Source organism: Epilithonimonas xixisoli, assembly GCF_004365655.1.
Classification (GTDB): Bacteria; Bacteroidota; Bacteroidia; order Flavobacteriales; family Weeksellaceae; genus Epilithonimonas; species Epilithonimonas xixisoli.
Genome location: NZ_SOEO01000001.1, coordinates 739,500 through 751,498, shown reverse-complemented (window position 1 = coordinate 751,498; position 11,999 = coordinate 739,500). Strand labels below are relative to the sequence as shown.

The following is an 11,999-nucleotide window of genomic DNA, read 5'->3' as shown; positions in this document are numbered from 1 at the left end:
AGAATTTTTGAACCACAAAAGTCACAAAAGAAAATCTAAAAACAAAAACTTACTAATAGTATAAAAGCTTAGAGCGTATTTAAATTTAATTTAAAAATATTTTGCTCGCAGATTTTGCTGATTAGGCAGATTTGTTTTCCGTAATTAAAATCTGCTAAATCTTTAAAATCAGCGAGAAACTAAATAACATAGCAGAAAAAGCAGATATAAATTTCAAGCATAAAATTTGAAACAGACTCTTATTTTTTTTAGAAAATTGACTTCCTTTTGAATTTTTGCAAAACTTAAGAAAGACAATATCTTTTGTTAGGTTAGTTGTTAAATTAATCAACTGTTTTCTTAGAAAAATCAAAATTGAAATTGGCGCTTACAATAAATCCATTGTTATATTGGAACACATTCTTCCCTTCTATTTCCCTCCCAAATTGCACAATCTGATTCAGATATCCACCTTCTACCCTAACCAAATTGTTGAATTTATATCCCAACAAAATTCCGATTCTGTTTTGGTCAAAGACATTTTCGCCAACGTTTTTACCGAATCCAATCATCAATTCGTCATAAACTGCAATATACGGGGTTTTGTCCGTAATTGAATTTCCCTTCAAAGGCATTTGCAAACGAATCATATATCGCGCTCGGTTCATAAATGGATATTGGTCTTCGGAAGTCAGACTGGCATTAGAATATCGCCCAACCCAACGCTGTTCCAGCATAAAACGGTGCGACAAATCTATCTTTCCGATTTTGTCTGTCACAGTTGCCATTTCGTAAATCCGATGTTCTGTGAAATCTTTTCCCATTCCGTTGAGCGGAATTTCACCGTACGGAAAAGTCTCGGCCCAAGCGTAACCAACGCGCAATTGTAAATTTGGATTCGCTTGATAATTGATTCCCAAACGCAAAAGACTTTGTTGCCAAGTCGTGATGTAATCATTTCTTCGCCACTGATATTCTGTGTGAATGGAGAATTTTGAATCCAGCTTGAAAGTTCCGTTATAAGCGTACCAGCCGATATTGTTGTGATCGCTGATTCGGTTTTGTGCGGAAAATGTGGATGAAATTGAAATTAAAAAAACTGAACTGAGCAGGACTTTTGCTTTGTTGAAAAACATATTTGAAATAATATCGATTTCTACAAAACTAATGATTCAGAAAGGGAAAAACAAGTTTAGTCTGCTTTAATACTCAAAACTGGCGCAGTAAAATTATTTACTTTTTTGTCAGGATTAATGACTCTCGTAGTTTTTAATAAATCTTCTGCAATCAGAATCGTTTCGTTGTGAACTTGGATGTCATTAAGAAAAACTAAGGCATTTGCAGGCAATTCGAATCTCTTTTTAGCTTCAGAAATTGTCAAACTTTCGATGGACATTTCTTCCTTAAGCTTGACATTAATTAAACCATTTTTAACCAAGTCATCAAAATTTGCCGTTTCGGACGAAGGCGTTTTAAAAACTTGAATACTTTCGATTTTATTGGGATCCAAACTATTCAAAGTTAAAGATCCCATCACGACATTTTGAACAATGACAATTGGTTTTGGCATATTTATCTGCGCAGAACCGAAGATGAAACCAAGGGAAAACAGGAGGCTAAAAATTATCTTTTTCATTTTTATTAAATTTAATTTTCAAGATACAAAAATTAATTGGCATCACCTTTTTCGATTCCTTCCTCTATTTTTTCCGCCACTTCCTGCTCTTCCTCGTGCGAAATATCCAATTGATCTTCCGTGTCTTCATTGCGAATGACTAATGAAATCCAGATTGGAAAATGGTCAGAGTCAACGGTTTTCAGAACTTTCATATCCACCAAACGAAAATGCGGACTAACAAAAAAATGATCCAGAGGCCAACGCAAAAACCAATATTTAGCGTGAAAGGTATTGAACATTCCACGTCCGCGTCGTGGATCGAGCATTCCGCTGGATTTTAGAAACAACTTCGTGGTTTGCGACCAAGCGACGTCGTTCAAATCTCCAAAAACGATGGCGGGCTTTCCGTATTCTTCGGCTTTTTCGCCAACCATCAGAATTTCCGCATCACGTTCCGTACTTTCCGGATTTTCCTGAGGAACCGGTGGCGTTGGATGGATTCCGAACAATCGGACAACGTTGTTATTATATTCCACATCGGCAACAATGGACGGGATATCGTCATCAATCAAATAATTGACCTCGTAATTCTTGACCGGAAAATGACTGTAAAACAATAAGCCATACGTGTTGGCAAGTGGAACTTCAATTTTGTACTGATAATCTTTCGTGACTGTTTCCAAGGCTTTTTTCCATTCTTCATCGGTTTCCAGAAAAAACAAAATTGAAGGATCTTTTTCTTTTATTAAATCAACCAATTTTTGATAATTCCGATTGTGCTGATATACGTTGCAAACTAAAATATCCAACAATTCCTCGTCAGGATCTGGTTCGGTTTTATCGATCATTGTCTTTCCAAATTTGGTGTAAGGAATGATGATATAAAACAAATAAAGTGCAACTACGACTTCCGTAATCAGAAGAATTTTATCGTAAATCGTCGGATTTTCAACTGCGAAATTCCATAGAAAAGCAAGAATAATGAGAATGACGAATTTCTGAAAACGAGGATAATCGAAAATCCTGAAAATCCAAAATGTGTTTTTGATAACAGGCACAAACACCGACAGAATCGCCAAAATGGAAAGAATCCAATACAAACAATACGTGTAACTTTCCATAGATATTTTTAATCTTTAATGGTCTTTCCTAAAATAATTAAACTTCTTTTTTCGCCGTCCAATTCAGCGATATTTTTGAGATTTCCCCACAATTCAAACCCGAATTTTTCAAACAAGGTCAAACTTGGCAAATTGTGTGCAAAAATGAATGCGAGTAGATTTTCGATGCCCAAACTTGGACATTTGTCGATTGACAATTCCAAAATCTGTCTTCCAAAACCTTTGTCGCGATATTTTTCATCAATATAAATACTGATTTCAGCCGTTTTCTGATAAGCCGGACGTCCGTAGAAATCCTGAAAACTTACCCAACCAATCGTATTCCCTTGAGAATCCTGAACCATCCAAAGTGGACGCGTTTCAGAATTGTGGTCATTGAACCAGTCGAGTTTGCTTTCGACAGAAACAGGTTCCAGATCAGCGGTAACCAATCGCGACGCCACCGTAGAATTGTAGATCTCTACGATTTTTGGAAGGTCTTCTAAAGTGGCATCTCGAAAAGTCATATTTTTATGTTTAAAATGTTGATTTGTAAAACTGTAAAATTGTTAAATTAATTAATCATAAAACTGCAAAACGATTTTACAAATCAACAATTTTACGATTTAGCTAATTGAGTTAAACGCTTTTTCCAAATCAGCAATCAAATCCTCTGCATCTTCGATTCCGACGCTTAATCTTACCAAGTCATCAGTGATTCCAAGAATCGCTCTTTTCTCTTGTGGAATGGATGCGTGCGTCATCAAAGCTGGAAGGTTTGCTAATGATTCTACGCCACCCAAAGATTCTGCCAAAGTGAAAACTTTGATATTTTCCAAGAATTTAACTGCATCTTCTTTATTCCCAGATTTGAACGTGAAAGAAACCATTCCACCAAATTCGGTCATTTGTCTTGTCGCCAAATCGTATTGTGGATGAGACGACAATCCTGGATAATAAATCTTATCAACCAAAGAATGCGTTTCCAGATATTTTGCCACTTCGAAACCGTTGTCTGAATGTCTTTGCATTCTAAGCGCCAAAGTTTTAATTCCTCTCAAAACCAAATAAGAATCGTGAGGACCCAAAATTCCGCCACTTGCAAACTGGATGAAATGTAGTTTTTCTCCTAATTCCGCATCTTTCGCGATCAAAGCACCAGCGATGACATCAGAATGTCCGCCCAAATATTTGGTTGCAGAATGCATCACAATATCAGCACCCAGATCCAAAGGTTTTTGAATGTAAGGCGTTGCAAATGTATTATCTACAGCTACCAAAATATCTTTTCCTTTCATAGTGTCAGCCACCATTTTGATGTCCACCAATTTCATTAATGGATTGGTTGGCGTTTCCAGCCAGATCAATTTCGTTTTATCTGTAATGACATTTTCAAGTTGCTCAACATTATCGAATCCAATGAATGTAAATTTCAGTTGGTATTTTTCGAATAATCTAGTAAACATTCTGTAAGATCCGCCGTACAGATCATCTACTGCAATGACTTCATCACCCGGATTTAGCAATTTCAAAACACAATCGATAGCGGCCAAACCTGAACCGAAAGCCAAACCTCTCGCACCATTTTCGATGCTTGCCAAAGAATCTTCCAAAGCTTGTCTCGTTGGGTTTGCACCTCTTGAATATTCGTAGCCAGAGATCAATTGTCCCGGACTTTTTTGTGCGAATGTTGATGTTAAAAATACGGGAACATTGACTGCGCCAGTTGCTGGCTCGTGCTGTTGTCCTCCGTGAATAACTTTTGTATTGAATTTCATATTGTTGATTTGTTAATTCGTAAAATCGTTGATTTGATGATTTGTTAAATCACTTATTTATTATAAACAATTTTACAGTTTTGCTATTTTACGATTTACATTTTTATCGCTGACTTCACCGCAAATTCCTCAGCAACTTCTGCCAACCATTGTGCCACATCGTCTTCGCTGGTGGCTCTTTCGTATGTGTGTCCAATTGAAACTAAGATTTGATGGAAGAATCTTTTCATTTCGTCCACAGGCATATCTTTGGTCCATAGATCAATTCTAAGCGCTTCCATTGCTTTGCTGTCCCAAACGGAAATCATCGCCGCTTTGGTTTCTTGTCTTTTGATGCCACCATCTTCAGCTTTCCAAAACATTTTTTCAGGAACGTGGTTATCGTCCAGCTCTACGTCTATAACTATTTTTGATTTTTTCATTGATTTTATTCTTAAAAATTTAAATATTTAGAAATTGAGATTCTGAAATTTGAAACTCATAATTTATCACTCTATATTATTTCGGTCTATACTCTGATCCGTTGAAAATCTCTGTTGCATTTCTTTTCAAAAATACGGGTAGTTTTTCTTCTGGATGGGCATTCAGATAATGTTTGCAAATTTGCCAACCTGTCCAGATGGCGATTTGTGGTGAACTTTCACGATCTACTTCTGTGTAGAATTTTGAGAAAGGCCCAGGCGTGATGAATCGTTCGGATAGATTTGGATCTGCACTAAAAAGCAAATCGTTTTCTACAAAATAATTCCAGATATTGGCTTCATTCGCAATTGCCCAATCGTATTGCTCCTTAGAATAATTCATTTTCAAATGCTCTGGACCATTCGGCAAAAAGGCATCTTGAAGAATTTGAATTTTACCTTGATAAACCATTTGATCCAAAAACTTTTGCTGATCCATTGGCGCAGGAACCAATCTGGACGCAAAAAACATAGAAATCTTAGGAACCAAATTTTCCGGATTCATTGATTTTTGAAAATACAATTCGAGACCGTTGTAATTTTTATTTTTATCGCCCAAGAATCCCGTAATATCTACGAAAAGCATATTTTCATCTTCTCTCAAGAAAATAGGATCTGTCACATTTTGAGGATCAACAACCGATGAATATAAGTAAATATGAGGCGGAACGAACTTCGGAAAATAATTTTTGATATGTGAAAAAAGATTCACCAAATCTTTGTCGAGTTTGGATTTATCAATCTTGGAAATTGCTTCTTTATAAATGCGAACTTCCATCGTATCTTTTCGTCGGTCACCATATTCCGAATCTGGAACAGAACCTTGAAACCACGGATATTTCTTCTTGAAATCTTCCAAACTCACCGATGAATTGTAGAATTCGCCAGAGATGTCCGTCACATTTACTTTTTTGACAGGATTCTTGATTTCAACTTCCCATCTATTTTCGTTTTCCTTTTTGCAAGCCGATAAACTGAAAACAATTATCGCCGAAAAAGAGATATATCGGAAAAACTTCATTATTTTTACATTAAGATTTTCGAAAAGCAAAAATACAATTTAATAGATGAAGCTACCAATAATTACGGAAAGATTAATTTTAAGAAAAATAACGCTAGACGATATGGATGATTTGTTCTTATTGGACAGCAATCCTGAGGTTATGAAATATGTAGGAGTCCAACCTTTTACAAATAAGGAACAAAGTTTAAAACTGATTGAAAGTCTTCTGAATCAATACGAAAAAAACGGAACCGGAAGATTGGCTGTCATCGAAAGAGAAACCAACAAATTCATCGGTTGGAGTGGCATCAAACTTCTGACAGATGAAGTGAATGGCTTCAAAAATGTTTATGAATTGGGTTATAGATTTCTTCCCGAATTCTGGGGAAAAGGTTACGCAACAGAGTCAGCAAAAGCTTCATTGGATTTAGGATTTAATCAACTCAATGCTGATAAAATCTACGCTTACGCCGATGTCGAGCATCAATCTTCCAATCACATTCTCACAAAATTAGGTTTTGAAAACAAAGGTGTTTTTGTTGATAATGGCGACAATTGCTATTGGTACGAATTAGAAAAAAAATAATAGTTAAAACAGCCTTGTCAAGGTTTGAAACCTTGACAAGGCTAAAAAATATTTAAAAAATATGCAGACAAAAAAAGTAATAGATCATATCGTTAACTGGCTCAAAGATTATGCGACCAAAGCGAACTCAAAAGGTTTCGTAGTCGGTGTTTCAGGTGGAATCGATTCTGCAGTGGTTTCTGTTTTGGTGGCGAAAACGGGATTGCCGGTTTTGGTTTTGGAAATGCCAATCCGTCAAAAAGCTGATCAGGTGGACAGAGCTCAAGGTCATATAGATTTTCTGAAAGCTAATTTCCCAAACGTAGAAGGTTTCCGTGTTGATTTGACACCAACTTTTGAAAGTTTCGAAAAAACAACAGAAGGTTATAAAGATGATTCGCCGAGCAAAAATCTGGCAGAAGCGAACACAAGATCGAGATTGAGAATGGTGACACTTTATTATTATGGTCAAATCAATGGATTTCTTGTGACTGGAACTGGAAACAAAGTGGAGGATTTTGGCGTTGGATTTTTTACAAAATATGGCGACGGAGGTGTGGACATCTCTCCTATCGCTGACCTTTACAAAACTCAAATTTATGAAATCGCCAAAGAATTAGGCGTTCTTGAAAGCATTCAAAAAGCTAAACCTACAGATGGACTTTGGGAAGTGGAAAGAACGGATGAAGATCAAATTGGTGCGACTTATCCAGAATTGGAATGGGCAATGGAACAGCAGAAAGTTGGAAAAACTGAAGCTGATTTCGAGGGACGAGAAAAAGAAGTGATGAGCATCTATTTGAGATTCAACAGAGCGACGCAACATAAGATGAATCCAATTCCGGTTTGTGAGATCCCTGAAGAATTGAAATTAGATTAAAGAAACAAGACATAAGATCCAAGACATCAAAAAAAATAATTTATGAAAAATAAAATTCTACTTTCTGCTCTAAGTCTTTTTACATTCACATCGGTTTTTCATTCACAAGAAACAAAAGTTGAAGAAACTCCTGTTTCTGCGCCTGTTGAAGTGATTGACAGACTCAATATTCCTGGTCCTTTAAATTTTTATGAAAATGAATACATTTTGACTTGGAGCAAACAAAATTCTGCAACTTGGGCGCAACAGCAATACATTTTGCGCGATGATGATTTTAATAATTATAAGGAACTCATCAATCTTTCTTACTTCGACAAAGAAATCGACATTGAAACTGCTGTAAAACAAAAAGTGGAATATGTTGAAAAACGAAAAGAAAGAACGCAGGACAAATATTCTTTCGTCAATGTGACCGAAAGTCCCGATGGAAAAGAGATTGTCGTAGATTATCTCGTGACCGTAGTTCCAAAAGAAGGCGAATCTTACGCTGAATATAACATTGACCGATTCAAAAATTTTGACGCTGGAGGCAAAAAATCTTTCCTTATTTTCTCATATTCTAAAAGACTTGTCGGCGATTTGAAATACGCATCAAAATCGTTATCAAAAGAAAGAAGCCGATTGATGGAAGCCATCATTACAATGGCAATTCCGCCCATAACTTACAAACCAACTGCAGTTGAAGCGAAGAAGTAATTGGTTGACGGTTTTTAGTTGATAGTTGTCAGATTTTTTTATTAATCTAATTTTTTAATCATTTAATTTTTTGAATCAAGAATATTACATCAAACGTTGCATAGAATTAGCAGGAAAAGCTCTGGGAAAGACCTATCCAAATCCCTTGGTAGGTTCTGTGATTGTTCATAATGACAGAATTATTGGTGAGGGTTTTCATAAAAAGGCTGGCGAACCGCACGCAGAAATAAATGCCATAAATTCCGTAAAATATGAAGACAAACATCTGATTACGGAATCTACAATTTATGTTTCTTTGGAACCTTGTGCGCATTTTGGGAAAACGCCACCTTGTGCTTTGAAGATTGTGGAACTTGGTTTCAAAAAAGTCGTGATTGGCGCAATGGACAGCCACGACAAAGTGAATGGAAAAGGCAAAAAAATCATTACCGATGCAGGAATTGAAGTTGTTTCCAGCGTTTTAGAAAATGAATGCAGAGAACTTAACAAACGATTTTTCACTTACCACGAGAAGAAACGACCGTTCATCATTTTGAAATGGGCGCAATCTTCGGATGGATTTATGGACAAAGATTTCAAACCGACGCAAATTAGCAATTCACTTTCCAAGCAGTTTGTTCATCAGATGAGAAGTGAAGAACACGCAATTCTCGTTGGGAAAAACACCGCACTTCACGACAATCCAAGCTTGACGGTGAGAGAAATCGAAGGTCGAAATCCTATTCGAATTTTGATTGATTTTAATCTTGATGTTCCTGAGAATTTTAATATTTATAATAATGACGCGGAAACGATTATCTTCAATTCAATTAAAAACATTGAAGATAAACACCTGAAATTCATTAAAATAGAAAAAAAAAATTCATTAAATCAAATCTTAGAAAAGTTGTATGAATTGCAAATCCAGTCTGTGATTATCGAAGGTGGAAGATTTACTTTGCAACAATTCATCGACCAAAATCTTTGGGACGAAGCTTTGATCTTCAAAAATCCAAATCTGAATCTTGAAAATGGAACCAAAGCGCCAACTTTCGATTTCCGTCCAGAAAAAACAGAAAAATTGAGAGATTGCGAGGTTTTGTTTTTCAGGAATCAAAGTCTTGATTAATATCAGAATTATAAAAATCAACGCTCGGAAAAAAATCCGTAAATTCGCACCTTTAATTTGATTTTCTAAGTCCAGAAACTGTCGTTTAATAATTACAATTCCAGACTCGAAAAACAATGAATCTATTTATGAAAAATCTGAGTCCATCTATTAAAGGTTTGATTATTTCTCTTTTGACAATGGGAATTGCGTTTGCGATTTACTTCGTGTTTCTGTCAAAACCCAACTACTATTTGGTGGATAATCCGACGCCGGAAACTTATTATTTTAAGCTCAACAATGGTGAGGAAAAGATACTTTCTGCAGGACAATTTCTTAAAGTAGATTTGCAAAAAGGTAAAAACAACATCAAGGTTTTTGACCAAAACAAAACAATGCTTTACGATTCTGCGTTCACTGTAAACAAAGCTCGAGGATTGCTAAACATCACAAATAAAGATTATTACGTCAACAACCAATATTACGGTTATGGTTTGAACAGAGATTCTCTGATGGCTGCAAAAGCGGGAATTGAAATTGATAAAAAGCAATATCTGGGCGATGTGAAGAAAACCAACAAACTCTACACAGAAGATTTCTACTACAATTTGGACGAGGATTATGACAAAATCGTAAAAAACGTGGCAAAGGTAGAAAGCCGAACCAAAATCTTCAGAAAGCAGGATTTCATCAATTATTACAAAAATTACTACAATTTTAAATGATTTTGAAATTAATTATCAAAAATCATTTATCAACTATCATTCATAAAAAATGGAACACAACAACGTAACACCATACAACTCCGAGTACAGCAAAAAAAGTCAAGTAGAAGATATGTTTGACAATATTGCGCCAAAATATGATCTTTTGAATCACGTTCTGTCAATGAAAATTGATGTGCTTTGGAGAAACAAATTGGTTAAGATGCTTTCTAAAGACAAACCAGAATTGGTGTTGGATGTTGCAACTGGAACCGGAGATTTGGCAATTACCGTACAAAAAGGAACAGGCGCAGACGTTGTAGGATTGGACCTTTCTCAACAAATGTTGAACGTTGGAATCGAGAAAATCAGAAAGCAAAATCTGGACGGGAAAATCTCTATGCAAAAAGGCGATGCGGAACAACTTCCGTTTGAGGACAATAAATTTGATGGCGTAACCGTTGCATTTGGAGTGCGTAATTTTGAAAATCTGGAAAAAGGATTATCAGAATTAAGAAGAGTTGTGAAGGAGAACAAAAGTATTTATATCTTAGAATTCTCCAAAGTAGAAGGATTTTTGGGACCATTTTATATGTTTTATTTTAAGAACATTTTGCCTGCAATTGGGCGTCTGGTTTCCAAAGACAACCGTGCTTACACGTATCTTCCGGATTCTGTAAACGCGTTTCCTTTTGGAGAAAAGATGAAAAACATTCTTCTGAAGACAGGTTTCAAAAAAGTAGAATACACAAAACTTAGTTTAGGAATAGCCACCATTTATAAAGCTACGAAATAGGATGAAGCAGCGACTTATCAAGATTTTATCATTTGCAGTACTTCTGAGCAGTAATCTACAGGCTCAGACTTTCAACAATTTGTTCCGAACCAAAGACAGAATGGACAATTTGGAAGACTTTGATTTGAAGAAATTCAGTTACGGATTTTATCTTGCCGCCAACAATTTCGATTACAAAATGGTTTTGAACCCAACTTTTGGGATGGATGGCAACCAGAGTTTGGTAGAATCCAAATCAACGTACAGTTTCGGAGCTGGATTGATTGGAAAAATGAGACTGAATGAGTTTCTTGATCTGAGAATTGAGCCAGGTTTGCACTTTGTACAAAGAGATTTGACGTTCAATACATTTAATCATATCAATGACCTCTTCCCTGGCGGAATCCCTTTGCCGGATGGAACTAATTCGGAAGTCATCACAGAACTGAATGACACTTACACAAAAAAAGTCGTAAAATCTACTTACATTGATATTCCGGTTTTGCTGGAAGTTCACGGTGATCGTTGGTACAATTCTCGTCCTTACGCGGCGGCTGGGATTAATTATTTGGTGAATCTACAATCCAACCAAACCTCGGGAGACGACAATTTGCAAAATGTTTTCCGAACGACAACTCACAACTTCGGATGGAGTGCAGAAATTGGGATTCAGCTTTACTTCAGCAGATTTAAACTGACACCAGCCATCCGTGGAACTTTCTTCACAAACAATGAATTGGTTTCTGATAATGCCACCACGCCACCCTATTGGACACCAGCAATTTCGACAATGCAATCCAGAGCCTTTATGCTGGTTCTGAAATTTGAATAAAATATAAATTGAGCTTTTTACGAAGCTCTTTTTTTTGCTTAAATTTCAAATTAATTCAATCTCAAAGCTTTCATTCTTAATCATTTTGATGACTTACTTCAAGTTAAATCATTAAAAATCAAACAGAAGCAATTTCGATTTCACAAAACAGAAATATCGTGTTAAATCATCATTAATTTTTCCTATTTTTGTAAAAGTTAGAATTTAATTCTGGTCATGTTAAGCGAATTAGAAAACAACTTTTCTGTTTTAGAAAAAAAGATTCTCAATCTTTATAAGAAGTTTAAGAATCTTTCGGAGAAACACGCAGAAACGTCTGAGGAGCTACAAAAGTTGAAGGAGGAATATATGGAGGAGAAACGCAGAAACCAGATCTTAGTAGAAGAAAACAAAGAATTAAAACTTTATTCAGCAATATCCGGAAACGCAGAACACAACCGCCTGATGAAAAATCACATCAACAGATTGGTAAAAGAAATAGATATGTGCGTTTCTGAATTACAAAACACCGGCTTATAACT

15 protein-coding genes are annotated in these 11,999 nt (G+C 35.9%); 8 read left to right on the top strand and 7 right to left on the bottom strand.

Annotated features, from left to right (window positions below; all coding sequences use genetic code 11):
• Positions 1 to 323 precede the first annotated feature (323 nt).
• From B0I22_RS03530 to gldB, 7 genes are all read right to left on the bottom strand, one after another.
• Entirely contained in the window at positions 324 to 1,115 is a 792-nt protein-coding gene (locus B0I22_RS03530) for a DUF2490 domain-containing protein (protein ID WP_133943279.1), read from the bottom strand.
• Positions 1,116 to 1,171: 56 nt separating this feature from the next.
• The gene (locus B0I22_RS03525) at positions 1,172 to 1,615 is read right to left on the bottom strand and encodes a hypothetical protein (protein ID WP_133943278.1); all 444 of its coding nucleotides are present in this window, start codon (positions 1,613 to 1,615) and stop codon (positions 1,172 to 1,174) included.
• 32 nt (positions 1,616 to 1,647) lie between these two features.
• A complete protein-coding gene (locus B0I22_RS03520) occupies positions 1,648 to 2,718 on the bottom strand; it encodes an endonuclease/exonuclease/phosphatase family protein (RefSeq protein WP_133943277.1) in 1,071 nt (356 codons plus the stop codon).
• Positions 2,719 to 2,726: 8 nt separating this feature from the next.
• The gene (locus tag B0I22_RS03515; RefSeq protein WP_133943276.1) at positions 2,727 to 3,224 is read right to left on the bottom strand and encodes a GNAT family N-acetyltransferase; all 498 of its coding nucleotides are present in this window, start codon (positions 3,222 to 3,224) and stop codon (positions 2,727 to 2,729) included.
• A gap of 99 nt (positions 3,225 to 3,323) precedes the next feature.
• Positions 3,324 to 4,475 carry a cystathionine gamma-synthase gene (locus B0I22_RS03510; protein WP_133943275.1) on the bottom strand — a complete coding sequence of 384 codons (1,152 nt, stop codon included), beginning with the start codon at positions 4,473 to 4,475 and terminating at the stop codon, positions 3,324 to 3,326.
• A 95-nt stretch (positions 4,476 to 4,570) separates the two neighbouring features.
• On the bottom strand, positions 4,571 to 4,897 hold the full coding sequence (gene gldC, locus B0I22_RS03505; protein WP_133943274.1) for a gliding motility protein GldC: 327 nt from the start codon (positions 4,895 to 4,897) through the stop codon (positions 4,571 to 4,573).
• A gap of 76 nt (positions 4,898 to 4,973) precedes the next feature.
• Positions 4,974 to 5,957, bottom strand: coding sequence for a gliding motility lipoprotein GldB (gldB, locus tag B0I22_RS03500; protein WP_133943273.1), 984 nt, complete (start codon positions 5,955 to 5,957; stop codon positions 4,974 to 4,976).
• A gap of 46 nt (positions 5,958 to 6,003) precedes the next feature.
• Here gldB and B0I22_RS03495 point away from each other — a divergent pair, with 46 nt between their 5' ends.
• From B0I22_RS03495 to B0I22_RS03460, 8 genes are all read left to right on the top strand, one after another.
• Positions 6,004 to 6,525, top strand: a complete 522-nt coding sequence (locus tag B0I22_RS03495; protein ID WP_133943272.1) for a GNAT family N-acetyltransferase — start codon at positions 6,004 to 6,006, stop codon at positions 6,523 to 6,525.
• A gap of 61 nt (positions 6,526 to 6,586) precedes the next feature.
• On the top strand, positions 6,587 to 7,384 hold the full coding sequence (gene nadE, locus B0I22_RS03490; RefSeq protein WP_133943271.1) for an NAD(+) synthase: 798 nt from the start codon (positions 6,587 to 6,589) through the stop codon (positions 7,382 to 7,384).
• Between the two features lie 42 nt (positions 7,385 to 7,426).
• Entirely contained in the window at positions 7,427 to 8,080 is a 654-nt protein-coding gene (locus tag B0I22_RS03485) for a hypothetical protein (protein ID WP_133943270.1), read from the top strand.
• 70 nt (positions 8,081 to 8,150) lie between these two features.
• Complete coding sequence (ribD, locus tag B0I22_RS03480; RefSeq protein WP_133943269.1) at positions 8,151 to 9,188, top strand: bifunctional diaminohydroxyphosphoribosylaminopyrimidine deaminase/5-amino-6-(5-phosphoribosylamino)uracil reductase RibD; 1,038 nt, start codon at positions 8,151 to 8,153, stop codon at positions 9,186 to 9,188.
• A gap of 128 nt (positions 9,189 to 9,316) precedes the next feature.
• Positions 9,317 to 9,892, top strand: coding sequence for a hypothetical protein (locus B0I22_RS03475; RefSeq protein WP_133943268.1), 576 nt, complete (start codon positions 9,317 to 9,319; stop codon positions 9,890 to 9,892).
• Positions 9,893 to 9,941: 49 nt separating this feature from the next.
• Positions 9,942 to 10,667, top strand: coding sequence for a bifunctional demethylmenaquinone methyltransferase/2-methoxy-6-polyprenyl-1,4-benzoquinol methylase UbiE (ubiE, locus tag B0I22_RS03470; protein ID WP_133943267.1), 726 nt, complete (start codon positions 9,942 to 9,944; stop codon positions 10,665 to 10,667).
• Between the two features lies 1 nt (position 10,668).
• Positions 10,669 to 11,478, top strand: a complete 810-nt coding sequence (gene porT, locus B0I22_RS03465; protein ID WP_133943266.1) for a type IX secretion/gliding motility protein PorT/SprT — start codon at positions 10,669 to 10,671, stop codon at positions 11,476 to 11,478.
• 216 nt (positions 11,479 to 11,694) lie between these two features.
• Positions 11,695 to 11,997, top strand: coding sequence for a hypothetical protein (locus B0I22_RS03460; protein ID WP_133943265.1), 303 nt, complete (start codon positions 11,695 to 11,697; stop codon positions 11,995 to 11,997).
• Positions 11,998 to 11,999: the final 2 nt, after the last annotated feature.